28 protein-coding genes and 1 riboswitch are annotated in these 25,595 nt (G+C 71.7%); of the genes, 9 read left to right on the forward strand and 19 right to left on the reverse strand.

Going from position 1 to position 25,595, the window contains the following annotated elements:
* Nucleotides 1-3 precede the first annotated feature (3 nt).
* Nucleotides 4-1,266: a zinc metallochaperone AztD gene (aztD, locus tag ACFVS8_RS18510; protein WP_387065722.1), complete on the forward strand. Its 1,263-nt coding sequence runs from the start codon at nucleotides 4-6 to the stop codon at nucleotides 1,264-1,266.
* Between the two features lie 68 nt (nucleotides 1,267-1,334).
* Here aztD and ACFVS8_RS18515 read toward each other — a convergent pair whose 3' ends face one another.
* From ACFVS8_RS18515 to rsmI, 10 genes are all read right to left on the reverse strand, one after another.
* Nucleotides 1,335-1,994, reverse strand: coding sequence for a methionine ABC transporter permease (locus tag ACFVS8_RS18515; protein ID WP_387065725.1), 660 nt, complete (start codon nucleotides 1,992-1,994; stop codon nucleotides 1,335-1,337).
* The gene (locus ACFVS8_RS18520) at nucleotides 1,994-3,022 is read right to left on the reverse strand and encodes a methionine ABC transporter ATP-binding protein (protein ID WP_387065728.1); all 1,029 of its coding nucleotides are present in this window, start codon (nucleotides 3,020-3,022) and stop codon (nucleotides 1,994-1,996) included. The genes ACFVS8_RS18515 and ACFVS8_RS18520 overlap by 1 nt, the downstream gene beginning before the upstream one ends.
* A gap of 100 nt (nucleotides 3,023-3,122) precedes the next feature.
* On the reverse strand, nucleotides 3,123-4,016 hold the full coding sequence (locus ACFVS8_RS18525; RefSeq protein WP_387065731.1) for a MetQ/NlpA family ABC transporter substrate-binding protein: 894 nt from the start codon (nucleotides 4,014-4,016) through the stop codon (nucleotides 3,123-3,125).
* 183 nt (nucleotides 4,017-4,199) lie between these two features.
* Nucleotides 4,200-6,092, reverse strand: coding sequence for an ABC-F family ATP-binding cassette domain-containing protein (locus ACFVS8_RS18530; protein WP_387065734.1), 1,893 nt, complete (start codon nucleotides 6,090-6,092; stop codon nucleotides 4,200-4,202).
* An 88-nt stretch (nucleotides 6,093-6,180) separates the two neighbouring features.
* On the reverse strand, nucleotides 6,181-7,107 hold the full coding sequence (locus ACFVS8_RS18535; protein WP_387065736.1) for a 4-(cytidine 5'-diphospho)-2-C-methyl-D-erythritol kinase: 927 nt from the start codon (nucleotides 7,105-7,107) through the stop codon (nucleotides 6,181-6,183).
* Nucleotides 7,108-7,111: 4 nt separating this feature from the next.
* The gene (gene rsmA / locus ACFVS8_RS18540) at nucleotides 7,112-7,954 is read right to left on the reverse strand and encodes a 16S rRNA (adenine(1518)-N(6)/adenine(1519)-N(6))-dimethyltransferase RsmA (RefSeq protein ID WP_387066115.1); all 843 of its coding nucleotides are present in this window, start codon (nucleotides 7,952-7,954) and stop codon (nucleotides 7,112-7,114) included.
* A gap of 81 nt (nucleotides 7,955-8,035) precedes the next feature.
* The gene (locus ACFVS8_RS18545) at nucleotides 8,036-8,929 is read right to left on the reverse strand and encodes a TatD family hydrolase (protein WP_387065738.1); all 894 of its coding nucleotides are present in this window, start codon (nucleotides 8,927-8,929) and stop codon (nucleotides 8,036-8,038) included.
* A gap of 67 nt (nucleotides 8,930-8,996) precedes the next feature.
* On the reverse strand, nucleotides 8,997-10,562 hold the full coding sequence (gene metG, locus ACFVS8_RS18550; RefSeq protein WP_387065741.1) for a methionine--tRNA ligase: 1,566 nt from the start codon (nucleotides 10,560-10,562) through the stop codon (nucleotides 8,997-8,999).
* A gap of 41 nt (nucleotides 10,563-10,603) precedes the next feature.
* Nucleotides 10,604-11,701 (reverse strand): NADP-dependent oxidoreductase, encoded by a 1,098-nt coding sequence (locus ACFVS8_RS18555; RefSeq protein WP_387065744.1) that lies wholly within the window; start codon nucleotides 11,699-11,701, stop codon nucleotides 10,604-10,606.
* Between the two features lie 102 nt (nucleotides 11,702-11,803).
* Nucleotides 11,804-12,625 (reverse strand): 16S rRNA (cytidine(1402)-2'-O)-methyltransferase, encoded by an 822-nt coding sequence (gene rsmI, locus ACFVS8_RS18560; protein ID WP_387065747.1) that lies wholly within the window; start codon nucleotides 12,623-12,625, stop codon nucleotides 11,804-11,806.
* Nucleotides 12,626-12,699: 74 nt separating this feature from the next.
* Here rsmI and ACFVS8_RS18565 point away from each other — a divergent pair, with 74 nt between their 5' ends.
* Nucleotides 12,700-14,370 (forward strand): dolichyl-phosphate-mannose--protein mannosyltransferase, encoded by a 1,671-nt coding sequence (locus tag ACFVS8_RS18565; RefSeq protein ID WP_387065750.1) that lies wholly within the window; start codon nucleotides 12,700-12,702, stop codon nucleotides 14,368-14,370.
* A gap of 2 nt (nucleotides 14,371-14,372) precedes the next feature.
* Here ACFVS8_RS18565 and ACFVS8_RS18570 read toward each other — a convergent pair whose 3' ends face one another.
* The 3 genes from ACFVS8_RS18570 to ACFVS8_RS18580 are packed head-to-tail and all read right to left on the reverse strand — an operon-like array spanning nucleotide 14,373 to nucleotide 16,077.
* Nucleotides 14,373-15,416, reverse strand: a complete 1,044-nt coding sequence (locus ACFVS8_RS18570; protein WP_387065753.1) for an NAD(P)-dependent alcohol dehydrogenase — start codon at nucleotides 15,414-15,416, stop codon at nucleotides 14,373-14,375.
* 14 nt (nucleotides 15,417-15,430) lie between these two features.
* Nucleotides 15,431-15,652: a helix-turn-helix transcriptional regulator gene (locus tag ACFVS8_RS18575; RefSeq protein ID WP_387065756.1), complete on the reverse strand. Its 222-nt coding sequence runs from the start codon at nucleotides 15,650-15,652 to the stop codon at nucleotides 15,431-15,433.
* Nucleotides 15,646-16,077, reverse strand: a complete 432-nt coding sequence (locus ACFVS8_RS18580; RefSeq protein WP_387065759.1) for a hypothetical protein — start codon at nucleotides 16,075-16,077, stop codon at nucleotides 15,646-15,648. The genes ACFVS8_RS18575 and ACFVS8_RS18580 overlap by 7 nt, the downstream gene beginning before the upstream one ends.
* Nucleotides 16,078-16,217: 140 nt before the next feature.
* On the opposite strand from ACFVS8_RS18580, the gene ACFVS8_RS18585 reads away from it, so the two are divergent.
* From ACFVS8_RS18585 to ACFVS8_RS18600, 4 genes are all read left to right on the forward strand, one after another.
* Nucleotides 16,218-16,796 carry an ArsR/SmtB family transcription factor gene (locus ACFVS8_RS18585; RefSeq protein WP_387065763.1) on the forward strand — a complete coding sequence of 193 codons (579 nt, stop codon included), beginning with the start codon at nucleotides 16,218-16,220 and terminating at the stop codon, nucleotides 16,794-16,796.
* On the forward strand, nucleotides 16,793-17,326 hold the full coding sequence (locus ACFVS8_RS18590; RefSeq protein ID WP_387065766.1) for an SRPBCC domain-containing protein: 534 nt from the start codon (nucleotides 16,793-16,795) through the stop codon (nucleotides 17,324-17,326). Before ACFVS8_RS18585 ends, ACFVS8_RS18590 begins: the two co-directional genes overlap by 4 nt.
* Complete coding sequence (locus ACFVS8_RS18595; RefSeq protein ID WP_387065769.1) at nucleotides 17,323-17,937, forward strand: MBL fold metallo-hydrolase; 615 nt, start codon at nucleotides 17,323-17,325, stop codon at nucleotides 17,935-17,937. The genes ACFVS8_RS18590 and ACFVS8_RS18595 overlap by 4 nt, the downstream gene beginning before the upstream one ends.
* A gap of 66 nt (nucleotides 17,938-18,003) precedes the next feature.
* Nucleotides 18,004-18,972: a YeiH family protein gene (locus ACFVS8_RS18600; protein WP_387066118.1), complete on the forward strand. Its 969-nt coding sequence runs from the start codon at nucleotides 18,004-18,006 to the stop codon at nucleotides 18,970-18,972.
* Nucleotides 18,973-19,009: 37 nt separating this feature from the next.
* Here the strand turns inward: ACFVS8_RS18600 and ACFVS8_RS18605 are convergent, their stop codons facing one another.
* Complete coding sequence (locus ACFVS8_RS18605) at nucleotides 19,010-19,339, reverse strand: DMT family transporter (RefSeq protein ID WP_387065771.1); 330 nt, start codon at nucleotides 19,337-19,339, stop codon at nucleotides 19,010-19,012.
* A gap of 14 nt (nucleotides 19,340-19,353) precedes the next feature.
* Nucleotides 19,354-19,419: riboswitch (guanidine-III (ykkC-III) riboswitch) on the reverse strand.
* A gap of 103 nt (nucleotides 19,420-19,522) precedes the next feature.
* Nucleotides 19,523-19,819 carry an antibiotic biosynthesis monooxygenase family protein gene (locus ACFVS8_RS18610; protein ID WP_387065774.1) on the reverse strand — a complete coding sequence of 99 codons (297 nt, stop codon included), beginning with the start codon at nucleotides 19,817-19,819 and terminating at the stop codon, nucleotides 19,523-19,525.
* A gap of 137 nt (nucleotides 19,820-19,956) precedes the next feature.
* Here ACFVS8_RS18610 and ACFVS8_RS18615 point away from each other — a divergent pair, with 137 nt between their 5' ends.
* The 3 genes from ACFVS8_RS18615 (at nucleotide 19,957) to ACFVS8_RS18625 (ending at nucleotide 22,943) form a co-directional block, all read left to right on the forward strand.
* Nucleotides 19,957-20,931: a hypothetical protein gene (locus ACFVS8_RS18615; RefSeq protein WP_387065777.1), complete on the forward strand. Its 975-nt coding sequence runs from the start codon at nucleotides 19,957-19,959 to the stop codon at nucleotides 20,929-20,931.
* 102 nt (nucleotides 20,932-21,033) lie between these two features.
* Nucleotides 21,034-22,329 (forward strand): O-acetylhomoserine aminocarboxypropyltransferase/cysteine synthase family protein, encoded by a 1,296-nt coding sequence (locus tag ACFVS8_RS18620; RefSeq protein ID WP_387065780.1) that lies wholly within the window; start codon nucleotides 21,034-21,036, stop codon nucleotides 22,327-22,329.
* Nucleotides 22,330-22,451: 122 nt separating this feature from the next.
* Nucleotides 22,452-22,943 carry a CoA-binding protein gene (locus ACFVS8_RS18625; RefSeq protein WP_387066121.1) on the forward strand — a complete coding sequence of 164 codons (492 nt, stop codon included), beginning with the start codon at nucleotides 22,452-22,454 and terminating at the stop codon, nucleotides 22,941-22,943.
* 114 nt (nucleotides 22,944-23,057) lie between these two features.
* Here the strand turns inward: ACFVS8_RS18625 and ACFVS8_RS18630 are convergent, their stop codons facing one another.
* Genes ACFVS8_RS18630 through ACFVS8_RS18645 form a run of 4 tightly spaced genes read right to left on the reverse strand, consistent with a single transcriptional unit; the run spans nucleotide 23,058 to nucleotide 25,576 of the window.
* A complete protein-coding gene (locus tag ACFVS8_RS18630; protein ID WP_387065783.1) occupies nucleotides 23,058-23,897 on the reverse strand; it encodes an ABC transporter permease in 840 nt (279 codons plus the stop codon).
* Nucleotides 23,894-24,820 carry an ABC transporter ATP-binding protein gene (locus ACFVS8_RS18635; protein ID WP_387065785.1) on the reverse strand — a complete coding sequence of 309 codons (927 nt, stop codon included), beginning with the start codon at nucleotides 24,818-24,820 and terminating at the stop codon, nucleotides 23,894-23,896. Before ACFVS8_RS18635 ends, ACFVS8_RS18630 begins: the two co-directional genes overlap by 4 nt.
* Nucleotides 24,817-25,308, reverse strand: coding sequence for a Clp protease N-terminal domain-containing protein (locus ACFVS8_RS18640; protein WP_387065788.1), 492 nt, complete (start codon nucleotides 25,306-25,308; stop codon nucleotides 24,817-24,819). The genes ACFVS8_RS18635 and ACFVS8_RS18640 overlap by 4 nt, the downstream gene beginning before the upstream one ends.
* Nucleotides 25,301-25,576 (reverse strand): helix-turn-helix domain-containing protein, encoded by a 276-nt coding sequence (locus tag ACFVS8_RS18645; protein ID WP_387065791.1) that lies wholly within the window; start codon nucleotides 25,574-25,576, stop codon nucleotides 25,301-25,303. Before ACFVS8_RS18645 ends, ACFVS8_RS18640 begins: the two co-directional genes overlap by 8 nt.
* Nucleotides 25,577-25,595: the final 19 nt, after the last annotated feature.

Raw genomic sequence — 25,595 nt, forward strand, 5'->3', positions numbered from 1 at the left:
CGCATGATCACCGCACGAAGGCCGCTCCGACGCCGCCTCCTGTCCATCGCACCCGCCCTCGCCACCGCCGCCGTGCTCGCCGCCTGTGCCTCCCCCGGAGCGTCCGGAGGCCCGGATGCGGCATCCGACTCATCGCCGCCCGACGCCGCCGAGGCCGAGGTCGCCACGACCCGCATCGTCGCGACGTACGACGGCGGCGTGCTCGTGCTCGACGGCGCCTCGCTCGAGGTCGTCGACGACCTGCCGCTCGACGGCTTCCTGCGAGTGCATCCGGCCGGCGACGGCCGGCGCGTGCTCGTCTCGACCGACGACGCGTTCCGCGTGCTCGACACCGGCGTCCGCGTCGAGGCCCACGGCGACCACGACCACTACTTCGCCGTGGCACCGGAACTCACCGAGCTCGCCTTCCCTGCGTCGCACCCCGGGCACGTCATGACGAACGCCGACGTGACCGCCCTCTTCGCCGACGGCACGGGCGAGATGCAGCTCTACGGGCGCGACGACCTGCGCAACGCCCGCGACCTGTCCGACGTCGACCCCGACGTGCACGCGAGCACGGCGGCCCACCACGGCGTGGTCGTCCCGCTCGAGGGCGGTGGCCTGCTCACGACGATCGGCGACGAGACGACCCGCACCGGTGCCGCAGCGCTCGACGCGGAGGGGGCCGAGCTCGCCCGCACCGACGCCTGCCCCGGGGTCCACGGAGCCGCGGTCGCCGCTGCGGGCGCCGTCGTGCTCGGGTGCGAGGACGGCGCGATCGTCTGGAACGGCGCGGCGTTCACCAAGGCGCAGGCCGCCGACCCCTACGGCCGGATCGGCAACCAGGCGGGCAGCGCCGAGTCGCGCATCGTGCTCGGCGACTACAAGGTCGACCCTGACGCCGACCTCGAGCGCCCGACGCGCGTGAGCCTCATCGACACCGGGTCCGCGACGATCCGGCTGGTCGACCTCGGCACGAGCTACAGCTTCCGCTCGCTGGCCCGCGGCCCCGAAGGCGAGGCGCTCGTGCTCGGCACCGACGGCGCGATCCACGTGCTCGACCCGGCCACGGGCGAGAGCGTCGAGCGCATCGAGGTGGTCGACGCCTGGACCGAACCGGCCGAGTGGCAGCAGCCGCGCCCCGCGATCGAGGTGCACGGCGACCGCGCCTACGTGACCGATCCGGCCGCCTCGTCGATCCACGTCGTCGACCTGTCGACCGGAACGGTCACGGCGACCGCCGAGGTCCCCCACGTGCCGAACGAGCTGTCGTCGGTCGGCAGCTGAGGCGGGGCGAGGCGGATGTCACGGGCGGCCGCCCGCGGCATCCGCCCCGCTCGTGCGTCGTCGCCGATCTAGCGCCGCATGATCTTGCGGGCCAGCCAGTTGCCGAAGAACTGCGCGACCTGCACGAACACGATGATGAGCAGCACGGCGGCCCACGTGACCGCGGGCTCGAACTGCCGATACCCGTAGACGAGCGCGAACGTGCCGAGCCCGCCGCCGCCGATGTACCCCGCGACCGCCGTCATGTCGACGATCGCGACGATGACGAAGGTGTACCCGAGCACGAGCGGACCGAGCGCCTCGGGGATCACGACCGTGCGGAGGATGCGGATCGGACCGGCGCCCATGGCCTTCGCGGCCTCGATGACCCCGGGTGAGACGGTCACGAGGTTCTGCTCGACGATGCGCGAGATCGCGAACGACGAGGCGATCGAGAGCGTGAAGATGAGCGCGTCGTTGCCGATGCCCGTGCCGACCACCAGCCTGGCGAGCGGTTGAGCCGCCGCGATGAAGATGATGAACGGGATCGGCCGGAAGAAGTTGATGACGACGTTCAGGATCGTGAACACCACGCGGTTGGCCAGGAGCCCGCCGGGGCGCGTGGCGTAGAGCACGATGCCGAGGATCAGGCCGATGAACCCGCCGATGAGCAGGGTGAAGGCCACCATGTAGAGGGTCTCGCCGGCGGCGACCCAGAATTCCGAACCCAGTTCGAACAGGCGATCCATCACGCCACCTCCGTCACGTCGACGCGGGCGCCGATCTTCGCGAGCGCCGCGTCGATCGCGGCATCCTCACCTCGGATCGCGAGCGTGAGGTGACCGAACGCGCGGCCCTGGATGTCGTTGATGCCGCCGTAGACGAGCTCGAACTCGAGCCCGGCTGCGGCCAGGTCGAGGAACACCGACGCCTGCGAAGCGTCGCCGTCGCGGAACGAGAGGGTGACGATGCGGCCCGAATGGCGTTCGCGCAGCACGGCGAGTTCGGCGGGCGAGGGCACGCCCTTGACCACGGTCGAGACGAACCGCTGCGACGACGGGTTCTTCGGGTCGGAGAAGACCTCGAAGACGTCGCCGTTCTCGATGACCCGCCCGGCGTCCATGACCGCGACCTTCGTCGCGATCGACTGGATCACGTCCATCTCGTGCGTGATGACCACGATGGTGACGCCGAACTCGCGGTTCACGCGCTTGAGGAGCGCGAGCACCTCCTGCGTCGTCTCGGGATCGAGCGCGCTCGTCGCCTCGTCGGCGAGCAGCAGGCGCGGGCTCGTCGCGAGCGCACGTGCGATGCCGACGCGCTGCTTCTGGCCGCCCGAGAGCTGGTCGGGGTAGCTCCTCGCCTTGTCGGCGAGTCCGACGAACTCGAGCAGTTCGTCGACGCGTGCCGCGATCTCGGACTTCGACCAGCCGGCCACGGTGAGCGGGTAGGCGATGTTCTTCCACACGGTCTTCGCGTCGAACAGGTTGAACTGCTGGAAGATCATGCCGATGCCGAGGCGGATGCCGCGGAGCTCGCGTTCGGGCATGGTCGTGAGCTCGCGGCCGTCGAACGCGATGCTGCCGCTCGTCGCGGGTTCGAGCGCGTTGATGAGGCGCACGAGCGTGGACTTGCCGGCGCCCGAGTAGCCGATGATGCCGTAGACGTCGCCGGGTTCGATGTCGAGGGTGACGGCATCGACGGCGACGACGGGTCGGCCCGCGCGATCTGCGGGCGCGTAGGTCTTCGTGACGTCGGTGAGGCTCACGAGTGCCATGCGGTGGTGCTCCTTCCAGCACGCGCGAAGCGGGCGACGGCACCTCGTGGGGTTCCGCCGCCCGCTCGCGCGGACGATCCGCTGTCGCGGACGTCGATGATCAGCCCTTCGCGGCCTTGGTGTCGGCCTCGACCTTGGCGAGCGAGGCCTCGAGGTCGGCGACGGGGGTCGTCAGCGGCACGGCGGTGTCACCGGACGACTCGAGGAGGCCGGCCTGCACGTCGGGGTCGGTCTGGAAGATCTCGACGAGCTTGGCGTAGGTCGCGTTGTCCTGGTCTTCGGCGCGCGTGGCGAAGATGTTGACGTAGGGCAGCGCGTTCGGGTCGGTGGGGTCGTCCTTCGCGATCGCGTCGTCGAACGTGAGGCCGGCGTCGGCGACGAAGTCGTTGTTGATGACGGCGGCCGCGACGTCGGGCAGCGAGGTCGGGGTGAGCGACGCTTCGAGCGCCGTGACCTTGACCTTCGACTCCGCCTCGTCGACGTCTGCCAGGTCGGAGAAGATCGTGCCGCCGCTCTTCAGCTCGACGAGACCGGCGGACTGGAGCACGAGGAGCGCGCGGGCCTGGTTCGACGGGTCGTTCGGGATGGCGACGGTGTCGCCCTTCTTGATGTCGGCGACGTCGTCGACCTTGGTCGAGTACAGGCCGAGCGGGTAGATCGCGGTCGAGCCGATGGGCACGAGGTCCTCGTCCGCCGAGACGTTGTAGTCGGCGAGGTAGACGATGTGCTGGAACTGGCTGAGGTCGATCTCGCCCTCGGTGGTCGCGGGGTTCGGCTGCGTGTACTCCGCGAAGTCGACGAGTTCGATGTCGATGCCGGCCTTCTCGGCCGCGGCCTCGAACGGGGCCCACTGCGCGTCGCCCTTGCCGACGACGCCGATCTTGATGACCTCGTCAGCGCTGTCGGCTGCGCCGGCGGACGCGCACGACGCGAGGCCGAGCACGAGGGGGACGGCCGCGAGTGCGGCGATGAGCTTGGTGCGGCGGAGTGCCATGGGAGTTCCTTTCACATCGGCGCGCGCGTTCGGATGCTGATGGCTGTGGAGCGGGCATGGCTCCGCCACGGTGGGTTCACAGTGGGGGCTTCGATGCCGCGAACGCGGGCGCACTTCAACGTTAGGTGAAGATTCTTTGCTCAAGACACCTGTGCGACGCAGAACGTCACAGATCCTTCGGGCTCAACCCTCGAGAATCTCAGAAACTTCGAGCCAGCGGGTCTCGAGGTCGACGACGGATGCCTCGAGCGCCCGCAGTTCGTCGCCGAGTGCGCCCAGGCCGACGTAGTCGCTCTGGTCGTGGCGGGCGAGCTTCTCGTGCGCGGCCGCGATCTCGGCCTGGAGCTTCTCGAGCTTGCGGTCGATCGACGAGAGCTCCTTCTCGGCGGCGCGGCGGTCGGCGCCGGAGAGTGCGGATGCCGCCGGCTTCGCCGCCGTGGTCGCGGGCGAGGGCGCAGCGGCCGGCGCCGATGCGCCGGAGGGGCCCGCCCCGCCCGACGCGGTCGCCGTCGCACCCGCCTGGCACGCGGCATCCGTCGCCCTGCGCAGCTCGAGGTACTGGTCGACGCCGCGGGGAAGGTCGCGAAGGTGGCCGTCGAGAATCGCGAACTGCCGGTCGGTGACGCGCTCGATGAGGTACCGGTCGTGGCTCACGACGAGGAGCGTGCCCGGCCAGGTGTCGAGCAGGTCCTCGATCGCGGCGAGCATGTCGGTGTCGAGGTCGTTCGTCGGCTCGTCGAGGATGAGCACGTTCGGCTCCTGGAGCAGGATCAGCAGCAGCTGCAGGCGCCGCTTCTGCCCGCCCGAGAGGTTCTTCACGGGCGTCGACAGCTGCGCGTTCGTGAACCCGAGGCGCTCGAGCAGCTGCCCGGGCGAGAGCTCCTTGCCGCCGACCTCGTAACTCGTCTTCTGCTCGGCGACCACCGCGGAGACGCGCTGGTCGGCCCACTCCGTGAGCTCCGAGAGCTCCTGGCTGAGGGTCGCGATGCGCACGGTCGTGCCGCGCTTCACCGTGCCGGAGGTGGGCTTCACGGCACCGGTCACGAGCCCGAGGAGCGTCGACTTGCCCGCGCCGTTCACCCCGAGGATGCCCGTGCGCTCGCCGGGCGCGATGCGCCACTCGACGTCGCGCAGCACGGTCTTCGTGCCCGATCCGCCGGACGCCGCGCCCGCGGCATCCGTCACCGGATACTCGACCGACACGTCGATGAGGTCGACCACGTCCTTGCCGAGGCGCGTGACCGCGAGCCGGTTCAGCTCGATCGGGTTGCGCACGGGCGGCTCGTTCTCGATGAGCTCGTTCGCCGCGTCGATGCGGAACTTCGGCTTCGACGTGCGCGCGGGCGCGCCGCGGCGCAGCCACGCGAGCTCCTTGCGCATGAGGTTCTGGCGCTTCGCCTCGGAGGCCGCCGCCATGCGGTCGCGCTCGACGCGCTGCAGGATGTACGCCGCGTAGCCGCCCTCGAACGGCTCGACGATGCCGTCGTGCACCTCCCACGTGTCGGTGCAGACCTCGTCGAGGAACCAGCGGTCGTGCGTGACGACCACGAGCGCGCCCTGACTCGAAGCCCAGCGCTGCTTGAGGTGCCCCGCCAGCCAGGCGATGCCCTCGACGTCGAGGTGGTTCGTCGGCTCGTCGAGGAACACGACGTCCCAGTCGCCCACGAGCAGCGCCGCGAGCCCGACACGACGGCGCTGGCCGCCCGAGAGGCTCGAGACCTGCGCCTGCCACGGCACGTCGGCGAGCAGCCCGCCGATCACGTCTCGCACCTTCGCGTCGCCCGCCCACACGTGCTCGTCGATGCCGCCGACGACGGCCTCGGCCACCGTGAGTCCGGGATCGACGACGTCGGCCTGGTCGAGCATGCCGATGCGGATGCCGCGGCGCATCGTCACGCGTCCGCCGTCGGGTTCGATGCGGCCGGCCAGGAGCTTCAGCAGCGTGGACTTGCCGTCGCCGTTGCGGCCGACGACGCCGATGCGGTCGCCCTCGTCGATGCCGAGGGTGACCTCGTCGAAGACGGTGCGCGTCGGGAATTCGAGGTGCAGGCGCTCGGCGCCGAGGAGATGTGCCATGTCCCGTCGAGCCTAGCCGCCGCGCCTGAACGTGCGGCACGCCCGCCTGGCCGTCAGCCCGTCGGCCGGGCGGGGAACGCGCCGCCGATCAGTTCGGCAGCACGCGGGCGCCGTGGACGGCGCCGTGCACGTGGATGGCCTGCAGCCTGGCGGCCGAGAGCGCGACCTGCAGCTCGAGGGCCGCATCGGCGTCGGCCGTGAGGAACGCGATCGTCGGCCCCGAACCCGAGACGAGTCCGGCGAGGGCGCCGTGGGACTCGCCGAGGTCGAGGATCCCGCCGAGGCCGGGCGCGAGCCGCACCGCGGCCTCCTGGAGATCGTTGTGCATCGACTGCGCCAGCAGCACGGGATCGCCGGCCCTGAGCGCCTGCAGCACCTCGGCGTCGACGACCGGCGAGCCGGGCACGTTGCGGCCGTCCTCGTCGCGGATGCGGTCGAGCTCGCGGTAGACGCCAGGGGTCGAGAGCCCGAACTCGGCGACGGCGAGCACCCAGTGGAACGATCCCGTGGCCAGCGCGGGGCTCAGCCGGTCGCCGCGGCCCGTGCCGATGGCCGTGCCGCCCGTGAGTGAGAACGGCACGTCGGCGCCGAGCTGCGCCGCGAGCGCGAGCAGCTCGTCCCTCGGCATCGCCGTACCCCAGAGCGCGTCGCAGGCCACGAGGGTGGCCGCGGCATCGGCCGATCCACCGCCCATGCCGCCAGCGATGGGCACGTGCTTCTCGATCTCGAGTCGCACGCCCCCCGCGACACCGGTCGCGCGCGCGAGCAGCTTCGCGGCGCGGATCGCGAGGTTCGACCCGTCGGTGACGAGGCCGGAGGTGTCGATGCTGCCGCTGAACGCGACGCTGAACTCGTCGTCGGGCCACGCCCGCACGTCTTCGTAGAGCGACACCGCCTGATAGGCGGTGGCGACGTCGTGGTAGCCGTCGGGCTGCACCTCGCCGACGCGCATGAAGACGTTGATCTTGCCGGGCGCACGCACGTGCACGGCGTCTTCGGTCCAGGCGATCGTCACGGGGTCATGCTCCCCCGGCGGCGCGGGCGATGCGCAGGAAGTCCCCGATCACGAGCTGCTCGCCGCGCGCCTCGGGTGCGACGCCGGCGCGTTCGAGCACCTCGCTCGCGGCCGCGGCCGACCCGCCGAGCACGCCGGAGAGCGATTGGCGCAGCATCTTGCGGCGCTGCTGGAAGGCGGCGTCGACGAGCGCGAAGGTCGCGCGGCGTTCGTCGACCGTGCCGGGCTCGGTACCGCGCTCGAAGCCGACGAGCACCGAGTCGACGTTCGGCACTGGCCAGAACACCATGCGCGAGACCTGTCCGGCCGTGCGCCACTCGCCGTACCAGGCGGCCTTGAGGCTCGGTGCGCCGTAGACCTTCGAGCCCGGCTCGGCCGCGAGGCGATGGCCGACCTCGGCCTGCACCATGACGATGCCGGATCGGAGGGAGTCGAAGTGCTCGAGCAGGTGCAGCAGCACCGGCACCGAGACGTTGTACGGCAGGTTCGCGACGAGTCGCACCGGCTCGCCCGGAAGCTCGGTGACGCGCAGCGCGTCTTCGGTCACGACCGTGAGGCTCGTGCCGGGCTGCATGACGCTCGCGGTGTGCGGCAGCTGCGCGGCGAGGCGCTTGTCGATCTCGACGGCGATGACGTCGGCGCCCGCCTCGAGCAGGCCGAGCGTGAGCGACCCGAGGCCGGGGCCGATCTCGAGCACGGTCTCGCCGGACTGCACGCCGGCGACCTGCACGATGCGGCGCACGGTGTTGCCGTCGTGCACGAAGTTCTGGCCGAGCTTCTTCGTGGGCGTCACGTCGAGCAGCTCGGCGAGGTCGCGGATCTCGGCGGGGCCGAGCAGTCGCGCGATCGCGGGCGCGCCCTCGGCCTCGTGCCGATGCGCGTTCACGCGCCGCACCTCACGGGCACCGCGCTGCCGCCCCGTCGCCGTTCACTCCCCCGCACGGGCCTCATCCTCCCACGAGCCGTACACGCGGCGCGTGTTCGACGCGAGATCGGCGCACAGCTCGTCGAGATCGGCGCCGAGCACCTCCGCCATGAACCGCACCGTGTGCGGCACGAGGTAGGGCGCGTTCGGGCGCCCCCTGAGCGGAGCGGGCGTGAGGTACGGGGCGTCGGTCTCGACGAGGATGCGGTCGCGCGGCGCCACCCGCAGCGCGTCGCGCAGGTTCTCGGCGTTCTTGAACGTGACGTTGCCGGCGAACGACAGGTACCAGCCTTCGGATGCCGCGAGCCTCGCCAGCTCGTCGCCCCCCGAGAAGCAGTGGAACACCGTGCGCTCGGGTGCGCCGACGCGTCGCAGCGTCGCCACCACGTCGTCGTGCGCGTCGCGGTCGTGGATCTGCATGGCCACGTCGTGCCGCTTGGCGATGTCGATGTGCGCCTCGAAGGCGCGGAACTGCGCGGGCCGTCCGTCTTCGCCCGTGCGGTACCAGTCGAGCCCGGTCTCGCCGACGGCGCGCACGCGCGGCTGCGCGGCGAGCTCGTCGATCACCGCGAGGGCGTCGTCGAGCGCTCCGGCCGCCTCGAGTTCGGGCGCCTCGTTCGGGTGCAGGGCGACCGCGGCGAGCAGCCGCGGCTCGCGTGCGGCGGCCTCGGCCGACCGGCGGCTCGTCGCGACATCCGTGCCCACCTGCACCGCGCCGATGACGCCGACGGATGCCGCGCGCTCGAGGTGCTCGTGCACGCTGAGCGGCAGCGCGCCGTCGGCGATCTCGAGGTGCGTGTGGTTGTCGTAGACGCCGACCGCGAGGCCTTCGGGCAGCGGCGGGTACTCGACCGGACGACCGCCGTCGGAGCGCGTGCGCAGGTGATCGGCGCTCACGACGCGACCCCCGCGACCCCCGCGATCGCCGGCACGGCTCGCGGCACGGATCGCTCGCCCGACCGGATCACTCGGCCGTCTCGACGCGCGGGAAGAGCGCCTCGAGCGGTGCGACCCGTGCGCCGGGCGTCCACTCGTTCGCGCGATCGATGCGCTGGCCCTGCACGGTGCCCTCGGCGCCGAGCGCGGTCCAGAGCTTCGCTGCGGCCTTCGGCAGCACGGGCGAGAGCAGCACGGCGAGCGTGCCGAGGCCGTGGTAGGCCGTGGCCAGCACGGTCTCGAGGCGTTCGCGGTTCGCGGGGTCCTTCGCGAGCGCCCACGGCTCCTCGGACGTGATGTAGCCGTTCAGCGCGTCGACGAGCTCCCACGTCGCCGAGATCGACTCGTGGATGGCGATGCGATCGATGGCCGCCCACGCCGCCAGGGTCGCCCGCTGCTCGATCGCGACGATCTCGCGGTCGGCGTCAGTCGTGGCCGACTCGACCACGCTCGGCACCGCGCCGTCGAAGTACCGCGTGATCATGGCGACCACGCGCGACGCGAGGTTGCCGAAGCCGTTCGCGAGCTCGGCCTGGTAGCGCGCCGCCAGGTCCTCCCACGAGAACGAGCCGTCTTGGCCGAACGAGATGGCGCGCAGGAAGTAGTAGCGGAACGCGTCGGAGCCGAAGACGTCGGTGATCTGCGACGGTGCGATGCCCGTGAGCTTGGACTTCGACATCTTCTCGCCGCCGACGAGCAGCCATCCGTGGCCGAAGACGCCGCGCGGCACCTCGAGGCCCGCGGCCATGAGCATGGCGGGCCAGATGACGGCGTGGAAGCGCAGGATGTCCTTTCCGACGATGTGCTGCGCGGGCCAACGGCTCGCGAAGGCCTCGTCGTCCTGACCGTAGCCGGCAGCGGTGATGTAGTTCAGCAGCGCGTCGAACCACACGTACACGACGTGCGACTCGTCCCACGGCACCTTGACGCCCCAGTCGAACGTCGAGCGCGAGATCGAGAGGTCGTCGAGGCCCTGCTTCACGAACGAGACGACCTCGTTGCGCGCCGACTCGGGCTGCACGAAGTCGGGCTGCTCCTCGTAGAGCGCGAGCAGCCGGTCGGCGAACGCCGACATGCGGAAGAAGTAGTTCTTCTCGTGCAGCAGCTCGACCGGCTTCGAGTGGATCTCGCACACGAGCTGGCCCTCGTACTCGCCGGTGCCCGGCACGAGCTGCGACTCGGTCTTGTACTCCTCGCAGCCGACGCAGTAGTAGCCCTCGTACTCGCCCGTGTAGATGTGCCCCTCGTCGAAGAGGTGCTGGAGGAACTTCTGGACGTTCTCCTCGTGGCGCGCGTCGGTCGTGCGGATGAAGTCGTCGTTGGCGATGTCGACGGTCTCGAGCAGCGGCTTCCACGCCTCGGCGACGAGCTTGTCGGCCCACTCCTTGGGGGTCACGCCGTTCGCGGTCGCCGTGCGCAGGATCTTCTGGCCGTGCTCGTCGGTGCCCGTGAGCGACCACGTGCGCTCGCCGGCCTGGCGGTGCCAGCGTGCGAGCACGTCGGCAGCGACCTCGGTGTACGCGTGCCCGATGTGGGGCACGTCGTTGACGTAGAAGATGGGCGTGGTGACATAGAACGAGGAGGCGTCGGCCATGCCCTCAATCCTACGGGCGAGCGGATGCCCCGATCGCCGCGTTACTCCCCGCCCTCGCCGGCCGCGGAACGGGCATGCGCCTCCCGCCTGCGGCGCCGCACGCTGCCGTCGCCGATCGCCGCGGGCACGGCCTCCTCGACGTCGACGTGGGCGTGCTCGGTGGGCACGCCGAGCGTGACGTCCTGCTCCTTGAGCTCGGGCTCCCGCGTCTTCTGGTTGGGGTAGTCGACCACGCGCATGCCGAGCACGATCTTGCCCGGCGCCTCGCGCTTCTCGAGCGCGCGGTACGCGTCGGCGACGTGGTCGAGCGGGAAGATGTCGGCGATCGGCAGGCGGATGCGGCGAGCCGACACCAGGGCGGCGACCCTGCCGAGCGCGATCACGTCTCCGGCACCGGCGCGCACGGCGTCGTCGCGCTCGACGGCGTCCCAGTCGGTGAGCGTGAACACCCTGGACGGCACCACGCCGAGGGCGCGCGCCTCGGCGGCCTCGCCGCCGAGGAAGTCGAGGAACGCGCTGACGGGGTGCGGGGCGAGCGCCCGCACGCGCCCGGCGAGGTCGGGTCCGTAGGCGACGGGGATCACGCCGAACTGGCGCAGGAAGTCGAACCTGGCGTCGGGCGCCGTGCCGATGACGGCGGCGCCGCGCAGCCGTGCGAGCTGGGCGGCGAGACATCCGACGCCGCCGGCCGCAGCGGTCACGACGACCGTGTCGTTGGGCCGGAGCCCGAGCCCCTCGACGATCGACCACGCCGTGGTGCCGGCCGTGTAGAGCGACCCGGCGACCTCCCACGAGAGCGCGGGCGGGCGGGCGATGAGGTTGTCCTGCGGCACGACCACGTGCGTGGCCTGCGCGCCCCGGTCGACGAAACCGAGCACCTCGTCGCCGCGGGAGAACCGCGTGGCGCCGGGGCCGGTCGCGATCACCTGGCCCGCGAGATCCCGCCCTTGGCCGGACGGCGGCTCGACCCGCCATCGTTCCGGATGCTCGCCGCGGCGGATCGCGCTCTCGACGGGGTTGAGCCCGGCCGAGTAGACCTCGACGAGCACCTCGCCCTCACCCGGTTCGGGAACCGGCATCTCGGCGATCTCGAGCACCTCGGGGCCGCCGAACGCTGCGAACCTGACTTCGTGGGCCATGTCGCACCTCCTCGTGCTGTGCTCTCCATTGTCCGCCTGTCACCCCCGAAATGGGGACGGAATCTCAGGATTGCCAGCCGGCGCGCAGGGCGGCGAGGGTCGTCAGCTCGATCGCGCCGCGAGGGCGGCCTCGTAGAGATCGCGCTTGCCGAGTCCGGTCTCGGCCGCGACGAGCGACGCCGCGTCCTTCAAGCGGGTTCCGGATGCCGCGAGCTCGAGCACGCGGTCGAGAGCCGTCGAGGCGTCGGCCGCCTGCTCCTCCGCTCCCGCGACGACGATGCAGATCTCGCCGCGCACGCCGCCCTCGGCCCACTCGGCGAGTTCGCCGAGCCCGCCCCGTCGAACCTCCTCGTGCAGCTTGGTGAGCTCGCGGCACACCGCCGCCCGGCGCTCGGCGCCGAACGCGTCGGCGAGCGCGGAGAGGCTCGCGGCCAGCCGCGACGGCCCCTCGAAGAACACGAGCGTGCGCCGGTCGCCGGCGAGCTCGGCGAGCCGGCGCGAACGGTCGCCCGCCTTGCGCGGCAGGAATCCCTCGAACGAGAACCGGTCGGTCGGCAGGCCGGCGACGGCGAGCGCGGTGATGACCGCGCTCGGCCCGGGGATCGCGGTCACGTCGACGCCCGCGGCGACCGCGGCCTGCACGAGCGGGAAACCCGGGTCGGACACGGTGGGCATGCCGGCGTCGCTCAGCACGAGCAGGTCGGCGTCGCGCGCGAGCTCCACGAGCTCTCCGGCCTTCTGCCGCTCGTTGTGCTCGTGCAGCGCGATGAGGCGGGGCCGGTTCGCGATGCCGAGGCCCGCGAGCAGGCGCTGCGTGACCCTCGTGTCCTCGGAGGCGACGACCTGCGCCTCCTCGAGCGCCTCGCGCAGCCGCACCGACGCGTCGCCGAGGTTTCCGATGGGCGTCGCCGCGAGGATGATCATGCCCACCAGTCTCCCGCACCCGGGCGTGTGGAGTGTCGGCTCGCCGACGCGTCGCCCGGGTTACTCTGGGGCGCATGACTTCAGGAACGGATGCCGTGGGCGCCCCCGACACCCGGCCTGTCGCCGCAGAGCAGCCCTCCGCGGCATCCGTCGATCCCGACCCGGAGCAGGAGCCCGAGCCGCGCGGCACGCGCCTCGACGACTGGTGGGCGCGCGTGCTCTCGACTCCGCGCCGCCGCGCGCTCTGGTACTGGGGCGGGCCGGCGCTCGTCGTGCTGCTCGCCGGCGTGCTGCGGTTCTGGAACCTCGGGCATCCGCAGGCCATCGTGTTCGACGAGACCTACTACGTGAAAGACGCCTGGAGCCTCTGGAACAACGGCTACGAGTCGACCTGGCCCGAGGGCGCCGACGAGGGCTTCGCGAACGGCGACACCGACACGTTCACCGACCAGGGCGTCTACGTCGTGCACCCGCCGCTCGGCAAGTGGATGATCGGCCTCGGCATGGGGCTCGTGGGCGGCGCCGAGAGCGCGTTCTGGTGGCGCGCGACGACCGCGCTCGCGGGCACGGCGGCGGTCTTCCTGCTCATGCTGATCGCGCGCCGTCTGTGGCCGTCGACGATCCTGGCCGTCATCGCGGGCGTGCTGTTCGCGATCGACGGGAACGCCATCGTGATGTCCCGCGTGGCGCTGCTCGACAACTGGGTCATGCTCTTCGCGCTGCTCGGCTTCTGGTTCGTGCTGCTCGATCGCGCCTGGGCGCGCGACCGCCTGCTGGCGAGCCTCGGCGCCTCGAGGGCCTCCGGCTACGAGCCGCACTACGGGCCCGCGCTCTGGTCGCGGCCGTGGGTGATCGCGGCGGGCGCGGCATTCGGCGCGACGACCGCCGTCAAGTGGTCCGGCCTCTGGTTCGTCGCCGCGTTCGGACTCTACCTCGTGCTCGTCGACCTGCTCGCGCGACGACGGGCGGGCGTGCCGTTCTGGGCGACCGGCGCGATCCTGAAGCAGGGCCCGGTCACCTTCCTGCTCTACGTGCCGGTCGCGTTCGCCGTCTACCTCCTGTCGTGGACCGGCTGGCTCACCACCGACGGCGGCTACGACCGCCACTGGGCCGACGACCCAGCGAACCAGGCCACCGGGATGTTCTCGTGGGTGCCCCTGGCGTTGCAGAGCCTCTGGCACTACCACCAGTCGGCCTACAGCTACCACATCGGCGTGCACTCCGAGCACCCGTGGCAGTCCAACCCGCTCACCTGGCTGTTCATGATCCGGCCCACCAACATGTACTTCGCCTCGACCGACGACGGCTCGGGCGGCTGCGGGGCCGACACGTGCTGGTCGTCGATCATCGGCCTCGGCAATCCGCTCATCTGGTGGGCGGCCGCGGCGGCTTGCCTCTACCTGGTCTACCGGCTGGCGCGCTATCGCGAATGGCAGACGGGGCTCATCCTGCTCGGGCTCGGCGCCGGCTACCTGCCGTGGCTCATGTACCTCGATCGCACGGTGTTCCAGTTCTACTCGATCGCGTTCGAGCCGTACATGATCCTCGGGTTGACGGCGGTCGTGGGGCTCATCCTCGGCAGTCGCGACGACGTCTGGTGGCGCCGGGAGCGCGGCATCGCCACCGTGGGCGTGTACCTCGCGCTGGCGGTGCTCGCGTCGGCCTTCTTCTACCCGCTCTGGACCGGCATGCCGATCACCCCCGACTTCCGGCAGCTGCACTTCTGGCTGCCGTCGTGGGGCTGAGCTCAGCGCACGGCGAGCACGAGCTTGCCGCGCACGCCGCCCGCGAGGAATTCGGTGGCGGCCGCTGACGCGTCGGAGAGCGGCACGACGCGGTCGACCATCGACCGGATGCGACCGTCGGCGAGCAGTCCGACCAGGGCTTCGAGATCCGCGAGGTTCCGCCCGGCGGCGAGGGGCTTCAGCGAGACGGGCACGAACGGACCGCGGACCACCGCGGCGAGCAGCCGCGGAATCGGGCCGAGCAGGCCGTCGCCGCCGCCCGCCGAGAGCACCACGGTGCCGCCTCGCCTGACGAGCCTCGAGAGCTCGCCGAGCGTCTGCGCGCCCGCGAGGTCGAACACCGCGTCGTAGGAGCCGTCGGCTTCGCCCGACGCCCACGCGGTGCGACGATCGAGCACGGCCGAGGCTCCGAGTGCGAGCACGTGCTCCGACTTGTCTGCGCTGCAGACGCCGACCACGTCGCATCCGGCGAGCACCGCGAGCTGCACGGCGAAGCCGCCGACCCCGCCCGAGGCACCGATCACGAGCAGTCGCGGGCGGCTGGCGCCGGTGCCGGCACCGGCGCCGGCGCCGGTGTCGCGCGTCGGATCGATGCCCGCGAGGCGGAGCCCCTGCAGCGCGGTGCCGGCCGAGACCGGCAGCGTCGCGGCATCCGTGAACCGCACCGCCTCGGGAAGACGCACCGCGAAGCGCTCGGGCAGCACCGCGTACTCGGCCCAACCGCCCTGGGAGGCTTCTCCGCACACGCGGTCGCCGACGGCGAACCGGGTGACGGCCGAGCCGACTGCGGCGACCGTGCCCGCGATGTCGCGCCCCACCGTGGGAACCTTCGGCCTGAGCAGGCCGAAGAACAGGCGCATGAGCCTCGGCTCGCCGCGCATGACGCGCACGTCGCCCGATGCGACATCGACGGCGTGCACCGCGACGAGCACCTCGTCGGGCCTCGGCTCGGGCATGGTCACGGCCTCGAGGCCGAGCACCTCGGGCCCGCCGTATCGGCGCTGCACGACGGCCCGCATCGCGGTGCCGACCTGTGCTCGATCCATCGTCGTCATCTCGTTCACTCCCCGGCGGGGTACTGGAACACGTCGTCGAGGGCGACCCCGAACACCCTCGCGATCTGGAACGCCAGCTCGAGCGACGGCGAGTACCGCCCCTGCTCGATGGCGATGACGGTCTGGCGCGTCACGCCGATGCGGGAGGCCAGGTCGGCCTGCGTCATCTCGTCGTTCGCGAACCGCAGCGCGCGGATCGCGTTGGTCACGCGGGTGGGCTTCACCATTCCTGGAACCCCCCGGTGCGATACGCCGCGAGCTTCGCGAGGCTCGCGAGGATGCCGCTCACCACGAAGCACAGGTAGATCGCGTTGGCGATCCAGAACCAGTCGAGCTCGAACCAGGCCATGACGAGCGCGGCGAGCGCGCCGATCACCACGAAGGAGTTGCCGACGCGGTCGCCGGCGCGCTCGATCTCGCGGTCGCGCTGATCGGCCCGGTACGTCTCGCTCGGCGCGACGATCTCGATCAGGATGCGGAGGACGATGCCGGCGACGATCGCGCCGCCGATCGTCCAGACCATCGGCCAGACGTAGTCGACCTCGGGGATCGGCGTGCCGGCGAGTCGCGGGATCACCAGGCCCAGGTAGACCGCGTAACCGACGACGGCGATGGCCAGGAACGACCAGACGCCCTTCTCCTCGTACGACATCGACGACCCCTTCCGCGCATGTCAAGAATCCTTGACACATCGAAGGTAAGCAATTCTCGACTCGATGTCAAGAATTCTGTACACAATCAAAAGTTCACGACCCCTTGACAGATTTTCTTGTCAAGGGGTACCGTGTGCACATGGACGACGTTCGAGTGCTCGCAGACCCGGCGGCCGTCGAGGTCGCACTCGACCCGATCCGCGCGTCGATCCTCGACGCGCTGTCGGAGCCCGGTTCCGCCGCGACCGTCGCGGCGGCGATCGGGTCGACGAGGCAGAAGGTGAACTACCACCTCCGGTCGCTCGAGGCCCACGGACTCATCGAACCCGCCGAGACGCGCGCGTGGGGCGGCATCAGCGAGCGGTTCGTGCGCCGGTCGGCCCGCCGGCTCGTCGTCGCCCCCGGCGTGCTGCAGGGCAGCGCCGTCGACCCCGACGGAGTGGCCGACCGCCTGTCGGCCGCGTACCTGATCGCCGTCAACGCCCGGACGGTGTCCGAGGTCGGCGCGATCGTCGACTCCGCTGCGGCCGGCACCCGGATTCCCACGCTGACCGTCGACACGGTCATCGGATTCGCGTCCGCAGACGATCGGGCCGCGTTCGCGGCCGAGCTGCACGCCGCCGTCGCGGCCCTCGCCGCGAAGTACCACCACGACGAGGGGCGGCCGCACCGCCTGACCGTCTCGTCGTACCCACGACCGAAGGAGGACTCGCCATGAACGACCACGAAGACGCCGCACGCGTCGAGCACCGCATGGAACGCACGTACGAACTGGCCGCCACGCCCGAGGAGGTGTGGCAGGTGCTGGCGACCGCCGACGGCATCTCGTCGTGGATGGCGCCCACGCGCCTGGATCCGCGCGTCGGCGGCGAGGTGGTGTTCGACCTCGGCGACGCCACGTCGGTCGGCACGATCACCGACTACTCCCCCGGCAGCCGGTTCGCCTACGAGGAGCCGTGGCCCATCGCCGAGCAGCCGGAGGATCTCGCGCCCGAGATGGCCCAGTGGTTCGAGGGGATCGGCGTCGGCTTGCCCGAGGTGTACGCGGGCCTCCCGCTCGTCACGCCCATCGCGACGGAGTTCCTCATCGAGGCGGAGTCGGGCGGCACCTGCGTGGTGCGCGTCGTCACGAGCGCCTTCGGTCCCGGCGCCGACTGGGAGCACGAGTTCTTCGACCAGATGGTCGAGAGCTTCGGCCCGCTGCTCGACGCCTTCGCCGCGCGGTTCGCGGTCGGGGCACCACGATGACCCGGCCGATCGTCACGCCCGTGCATGTGGCCGACCTCCACGTCGAGGGCGAGACGATGCCGGTCGTCATGCACCTGATCGACCATCCCGATGCGCGCGTGCTCGTGGACACGGGGTTCACCCGGCTGCACCCCGCCGTCGCCGATCTCGACCCGACGCTCGTGCCTGCCGACCGCCAGGAGTTCGACCCCGCGAGCGTCGACCTCATCGTGAACACCCACCTGCACTTCGACCACTGCGGCGGCAACCAGCGGTTCCCGGGCACGCCGATCCACGTGCAGCGCCGCGAGCTCGACGACGCGCGCACGCTCGACGACTACACGATCCGCGAGTGGGTCGACCCACCGGGGGTCGAGTACGTCCCCGCCGACGGCGAGTTCGAGCTGCTGCCCGGGCTGCGCCTCGTGCCGGCACCCGGCCACACCCGCGGCTCGCAGATCGTCGTCATCGAGGGCGGCGACCACCCCGTGGTGATCGCGGGCGACACCGCCGTGTGGTTCGGCGAGCTCGACGACCCGCAGACCGAGGGGCAGCGGCTCATCCGCTCGCTCGAGCCCGAGGCCGTCTGGCTCTCGCACACGCACGAACCCTGGCGCCCGACCGAGCGCTGACCGCCCGGCCGGCGGGCATCGGGGCCGCTCGGAACCCCGGCTACCCTTGAGATCGTGCGTGAACGGATGCCGGGACTCGCCGTCGCGGCCCTCGCAGCCGTCGCGGCGTGGCTCGTGCACCTCGCCCTTCCGGCGCTCCCGCTGCTCACCGCGGCCGTGGCGATCGGCATCGTCGTCGGCCAGGTCCCTGCGGCGCAGCGCCGGCTCGACGGCGTGCTCGCGCCCGGCCTCCGCACGGCCTCGCGCAGCCTGCTGCGCGCCGGCATCGTGCTGCTCGGCCTGAAGCTCAGCCTCGTCGATATCGCCGACCTCGGGTGGGTGACCATCGCCACGACGGTCGCGGTCGTGGTGCTCACGTTCGTCGGCACCATCGGGCTCGGGCGTGCGCTCGGGCTGCCTGGGCACCAGCCGCTGCTCGTCGCGAGCGGCTTCGCGATCTGCGGGGCATCCGCGATCGGGGCCATGGGCTCGACCGTCCGGGCGAAGGCCGAGGACCAGGCCGTGCCCGTCGCTCTCGTGACGCTGTGCGGCACGCTCGCCATCGCCGTGCTGCCCGCGCTGTGGCATCCGCTCGGCCTCACGAACGCGCAGTTCGGGCACTGGGTCGGCGCGGGCGTGCACGACGTGGGCCAGGTCGTCGCGACCGCCCAGATCGGCGGGCCGGTCGCGCTCGCGATCGCCGTGGTCGTGAAGCTGACGCGGGTCCTGATGCTCGCGCCCATGGTCGCCGTGACCGCGGCGGTCGAACGACGCCGCCACGTCGCCGCCGACGGCCCGAGGCCGGCGATCGTGCCGCTGTTCATCGTGGGCTTCCTGGTCGCCGTGCTGCTGGCGACCTTCGTGCCGCTGCCCGAGGTCGTGCTCTCGGCGGCCGACGCGCTCCAGACCGCCCTGCTCGCGACGGCCCTGTTCGCACTCGGTGCGTCGATCCGCTTCGCCGACCTCGCCGCGACCGGCTGGCGCGCGCTCGTGGTCGGGCTCACCTCGTGGGCGCTCGTGGCGACGCTCGCCTACGGCGCCGTGCTGCTCGGCTGAGCGGCACGACGCCGCGCGTCGGGCGGGGTGCGCCGCGCTAGTGGCCGGCGCCGCCGTCGACGAACTTCAGGCCGACGACGCAGCCGACGAGGCCGAGCAGCAGCGCGATCTTCACCCACGAGACATCCGCGTCGCCCGTGATCATGGCCCAGACGACCGTGAGCGCCGCACCGATGCCGACCCACACGGCGTACGCGGTGCCGGTCGAGATGTCGCGCATCGCCCAGGCGAGGCCGCCCATCGACGCGACGAGCGCGACGCCGAAGATCACCGAGGGCCAGAGCTTCGTGAACCCCTCGGACTTGCCGAGCGCGGTGGCCCAGACGGCCTCGAGCACACCCGACGCGATGAGGACGATCCAAGCCATGACTGCTCAACTCCTGAGCCAGTCTTGTCGCGTTCCGGGTACTGGGTGCCCTCGTCCGGAGGCCGCAATGGCGGCGCTCAGAGCAGGTTAGCCGAGCAGCCTGCTCAAACCCTGTGCACCCTCGAACCCCATGCACCGTCGTGGCCCGCCCGCCGGGGCAGGGCGACGACGCCTGCGGGCGCGTCAGGCCCGGTGCACCTCGGCGAAGTGCTCGACCACGGGGAACGGCTCGTAGAAGCGGTGCAGCAGCGTGCGCCACCGCTGGTACTCGGGCGCCCCGCGGAACCCGACCTCGTGCGCCTCGACGCTCTGCCAGTGCACGAGCAGCAGGTACGTCGACGGCGACTCGACGCCGCGCGAGAGGGTCAGGTCGACGAACCCGTCCATCGACGCGATGATGTGCTTCGCCTCGTCGAATGCGGCCTCGAACTCGGGCTCGAGGCCGGGGATGACGGGCAGCAGGGCATGTTCGAGGATCATCCGATCAGCGTAGCCACCGCGATGCGCCGACCCGCGACACCGACGTCCGGATCCGATGGACGCGGCGTCGGCGCGGGTCTAGCATCGGCCTCGTCCGCACCGCCGTCGAGGACGACGGACCCACCGGGGAGGTCGCCATGGACACGTCATCGAGCACGCCGTCGTACCAACCGTCGCACCAGCCGCAGCCGCCGTCCAACCCGCCGTCGAACGAGGAGCTCGAGGCGCTCATCGAGCAGACGTCCGAGACGAAGGCACCGCCCATCGCCGCCTCGGTCGAAGGCGCCAAGGAACGGGCGGACGCCGAGCGCGAGAGCGCGTGGCTCGCCCGGGCGGTGCTCGCGAAGGGCGGGCTCGACGCCGACGCGCTCGACGCGCTCGCCGAGCACCGCTCCGACGAGCGGCGAACGCGCTCCGCTGCGGGCCACCGCGCTGCCGTCGACGCCTCCGCTCGCATCGGGGCGCACCTGGCCGAGCTGACCCCCGCGCTGCCGACCGATCCCGGGTCGCAGAACGTGATCCTCGACCGGGTCACGTTCATCCGCACGTTCGCCGGGGCCGGCTCGATCGCCGACTCGAGCATCGGCTCGCTCGACAGCCGGGCGCGCTACCGGTTCGACGCGTCGGCCGGGGCGGTCACCGAGACCGGAACGGGCAGGCTCAGCTTCTTCACGCTCTGGCAGAACCCGCGCAGCACCGCGACGACCGTGAACGCGGGCGCCAGGCTCGTGGTGAACGCGCGCGTCTCGGCCGATGCCGACTGGAACGGCGTCGCCGCGTGGTTCATCTCGGGCTCGGAGGCACGGGCGACGGTCAGGGCGCGCACGACCGTGTGGTCGGTCGCGAACTCCGCCGTCAACGGAATCGTGCACGACGAGATCCTCGCCGACGTCGGTGCGGCCGGCGACTTCTTCGGCGATGACGACGCCACGTCGATCGCGTTCAACGAGTTCCTCGTCGCGAGCGCGTTCCCGGTCGGCGCCGGCGAGTTCATCCTCATCGAGGTCGAGGTGCTGACCGAGTTCGTCGCGCAGAGCGGGTCGGTCTCGTTCGACGGCGCGAGCGGCGAGTTCATGGTCTCCGTGCCGCACCTGATCCTGACGCTCGGCTGACCTGTGCGGCCTCGCCGCGGCATCCGAGGCATCCTCGCGGTCTGATTGCTCCGCATTACGGATGCCGCGGCCGACCGCACGGGCCGCGGCTAGCGTTGCCCCATGGCAGACCGCGAATACGGCTTCAAGACCCGCGCCATCCACGCGGGCAACATCCCCGACCAGGTGACGGGCGCGCGCGCCCTGCCGATCTACCAGTCGAGCGCCTTCGTCTTCGACGACACGGCCGACGCCGCGGCGCGCTTCGCGCTGCAGAAGTACGGCAACATCTACTCGCGCCTCGCCAACCCCACCGTCGCGAGCTTCGAGGAGCGCGTCGCGAGCCTCGAGGGCGGTCTCGGCGCCGTCGCGACCGCCTCGGGCCTCTCGGCGCAGTACATCACCTTCGCGAGCCTCGCGGGCACGGGCGACCACATCGTCGCCTCGGCGAACCTCTACGGCGGTTCGATCACCCAGCTCGACGTCACGCTCCGGCGCTTCGGCATCGACACGACGTTCGTGCGCTCCTCCGACCCCGCCGACTACGCGGCCGCGATCACCGACAAGACCAAGGCGCTCTTCGTCGAGACCATCGCGAACCCGTCGGGCGAGATCGCCGACCTCGAGGGCCTCGCCGACGTCGCGCACGCGCACGGCATCCCCTTCATCGTCGACTCGACGATCGCCACGCCCTACCTCAACCGCCCGATCGAGTGGGGCGCCGACATCGTCACCCACTCGGCCACGAAGTTCCTCGGCGGTCACGGCACGACGCTCGGCGGCGTCGTCGTCGAGTCGGGCCGGTTCCACTGGCACTCCGAGAAGTTCCCGCTGTTCGGCCAGCCGGTGCCGAGCTACGGCGGCCTCGAGTGGTCGGGCAACTTCGGCGAGTACGCGTTCCTCACGCGCCTGCGCGCCGAGCAGCTGCGCGACATCGGCCCCGCGCTCGCGCCGCACTCGGCGTTCCTGCTCGCGCAGGGCGTCGAGACCCTGCCGTACCGCATCCAGGCGCACATCGACAACGCCCGTGCGGTGGCCGAGTGGCTCGAGTCCGACGCGCGCATCGAGAACGTGTGGTGGGCGGGCCTCGCGAACCACCCGCACCACGACCGCGCGCAGAAGTACCTGCCGAAGGGCCCGGGCTCGGTCTTCAGCTTCGAGGTCAAGGGCGGCCGCGCGGTCGGCCAGAAGCTCATCGAGTCGGTCAACCTCGCCTCGCACCTCGCGAACATCGGCGACGCGAAGACGCTCATCATCCACCCCGCCTCGACCACGCACGCGCAGCTGACCGAGCAGCAGCTCGTCGACGCGGGCGTGCTTCCGGGCGTCGTGCGGATTAGCGTGGGCATCGAAGACGTTGAAGACATCATCGACGACCTCGACCAGGCCCTCACGGCCGCGACTGGAGCAGCACGATGAGCACTGCACTCGACACCGACGCCACCACGGGCACGACGGATGCCGCGGCATCCGACACCGAGACCGTCCGCCTCGTCAACGGCCTCTCGTGCGACCTGCCCGCGAGCTCGCCGCTCGCGAAGCTGCTGAAGTCGCAGCGCACCTGGGTCGGCCCCGACGCGAAGGCGCGCCTGCGCATCCTGAACGCGGCGAAGTCGGTCGCGATCGTGGGCGCGTCGCCCAAGCCGCAGCGCTCGAGCTTCTTCGTGGGCACCTACCTGCAGCAGTCGAGCGACTACCGCCTCTACTTCGTGAACCCCATGGAGCAGGAGATCCTCGGCCAGCCCGCGTACGCGAGCCTGAAGGACCTGCCCGAGGTGCCCGACATCGTCGTGGTGTTCCGTCGCGGCAGCGACATCCCGCAGGTCATCGACGAGGTCGTCGCCGCGGGCGCGAAGACGGTCTGGGTGCAGCTCGGCATCTGGAACCAGGATGCCGCGTACTACGGCGAGGAGCAGGGCCTGACCGTCGTCATGGACCGCTGCATCAAGGTCGAGCACGCCCGCTTCCACGGCGGCCTGCACCTGCTCGGCTTCGACACCGGCCAGATCACGGCGCGCAAGACGATCCGCTAGCCCGGGTCGGCGCTCGCGCCGCCATGAGCACGCACCGGATGCCCCGGAACCACTCGGTTCCGGGGCATCCGTCGTTCGCCGCGGCATCCGCTCGGTCGGCTTGCTCCGACCGCGTCAGCCGACGCGCTGCAGCGAGCGTTCGCGCCGTTCGGCCACGCGCGAGCCCGACTCCCGACGCGCCATCCGCCGGAGCACGATCGGCGCGGCCACCAGCCCCGCGACGGCCCAGGCGCCCAGCACGACGGCCGTCTCGACCGGTCGCCAGGACCCGCCGATCTCGAGTGCCGCCGCCGAGTCGGGCAGCAGCGCCGATCGCATGCCGAGGCCGAGCCAGTAGACGGGGAACACCTGCGCGACGCCGGCGAGCCAGGCCGGCAGCGCGGTGATCGGCACGAAGATGCCCGAGACGGCGAGGAGTCCGAGGACGGGCACCGAGACGTACCCGGCGCCGCGCGAGCTCGAGACGAGCGAGCCGAGCACGGCTCCGACGGTCTGCGTGGCGACGAGGCCGAGCACGGTGACCCAGGCCAACGTGAGCCAGGATCCTGGTGAGATGGCGAGGCCGTCGACGAAGAGGAGTCCGGGCACGAGCAGGATCACGAGGTAGGCGACGACGGTCGCCGAGATCTGCACGAACTTGCCGAGCAGGTACGCGGGTATGCCGTTCGGCATGACTCTCGCACGCAGGAGCGAGCCGTCCTCTCGATCGGCGGCGAGCTGCTGCACGACCAGGAGCGTGCCGAGTGCCACGAACATGCCGAGCGTGCCGGGCAGCGCGAAGGTGTCGACGGTCGTACCGCCGCCGACCGGCACGTCGCGCACGAGGAAGAGCGCGACCAGCGTCGCGATCGGCCAGAACAGCTGGCCGATCAGCTCGACGCCGCTGAACGCCTGCCTGAGTTCGATGCGTCCGCGTGCGAGTCCCGCACGGGCCGCCACGGTCGTGGGGCTCATCGGAGCGCTCCTGCGCCCGCGGCGGACCGGCGGGGCTCCGCGGCCCGCACGATGCGCAGGTAGGCGTCCTCGAGCGAGGCGCGCCGCACCTCGAGGCCGCCGAGGCCGTGCTCGTATCGTGCGAGCAGGTGTCGCACGAACGCGGTCGCGTCGGGCACGCTGCGCGCGTGCGACGCTCCGTCGAGCACCCAGCGCACCTCGTCGTCGCCGACGATCCGCTGCGCCAGCTCGGCGACGGTGCCGTCGGCGACGATGCGTCCGCCGGCGAGGATCACGATGAGGTCGGCGAGCTGCTCGGCCTCGGCGAGGTCGTGCGTGGTCAGCAGCACCGTGGCGCCGAACTCCCGGGTGATGCGGCGCACGAGCTCGTGGAACTCCCTCCGCGCCTCGGGGTCGAGTCCGGCCGTCGGCTCGTCGAAGAACACGAGTTCGGGGCGACCGACGAGACCCATCGCCACGTCGAGCCGTCGGCGCTGGCCGCCCGAGAGCGATCGCACGAGCTGCTCGGCCTGCGCGGTGAGGCCGACGGCCGCGAGCAGGTGGTCGACGTTCCACGGCCGCGGGACCGACTCGGAGGCATCAGCGGCGTAGAGCGATCCCTGGTACGCGAGGAGCTCGCGCACGCGCCACTTGGCGTGGTCGCGCCACGACTGGAGCACGATGCCGACACGCGCACGCCACCGGTCGTCGGCACGCTCGGGGTCGGAGCCGAGCACCTCGACGCGCCCCGCGGATCGGCGGCGCAGCCCCTCGAGGATCTCGATCGTGCTCGTCTTGCCCGCACCGTTCGGTCCGAGCAGCGCGAGCACCTCGCCGCGTCGCACCTCGAACGAGACGTCGTCGAGCACGTCAAGCGCGCCGTAGCGCATGCGCAGCCCGTCGATCACGACGGCAGGGGCGACCCGGGCGGCCGACTCGGTCATCGGAGGGCCTCGAGCCGGGCGATGAGGGCGGCCCGGTCGACGCCGGCGTAGGCGAGCGCGCGCGGAACCGTGCCGACGTCGGCGCGGAGCACGCCGAGCAGCGCATCGGCGACCGCGAGCCGCTCGCGGTCCGCGCGCGGACGACCGCGGCGAGCGCTGAAGTTCCCCCGGCCGAGCGCATCGCGGATCGAGCTGCCCCAACCGGGCCGGGCGTCGCGCGCGGCGCGCAGGCGCTCGTCGGCGACCGGCTCGACGCCGGCCGATGCGAGGGCGTGCTCGCGCTCGAGCCGCAGCGCGGTCTCGATGCCCGAGTGGTCGAGGCCGACGTCGGCGAGAACGGTCGAGGCGAGGTCCCGGCTCGCCGCGATGGACAGCAGGAGGTGCTCGGCCTCGACCTTCGTCGCGCCGCGCCGTGTTGCCTCGTCGATCGATCCGACGACGACGGACTTCAGCGTCGCACCGAGATCGTCGTGCAGGAGTTCAGGCATTGGTGCGCCTCCTCAGTTCGATGCCGGCGGACTCCAGCCGCCGGAGGTGCTTCTTGTGCACGGCCTGGCGCGTGACGCCGAGCGCCTCGGCGACCTGCGTCCAGCTCCAGCCGGCGCGCATGGCGCGTTCGACGGCGGCGTCCTCGAGTCGGTCGGCGAGCTCGCGCAGTGCGACGACAGCGGCGAGGTCGGAGGCCTCGGCCCCGGTGGGGTCCGGGGCCGGCCGGTTCGAGGGCGGTGGCGGCGGTGGGGGCGGCGGCGGGGTCATGCAAGCAACCTATGTTGCT

Origin of the sequence: Agromyces sp. NPDC058110, assembly GCF_042884735.1 — a bacterium.
In the GTDB taxonomy this organism is placed as follows: Bacteria; Actinomycetota; Actinomycetes; order Actinomycetales; family Microbacteriaceae; genus Agromyces.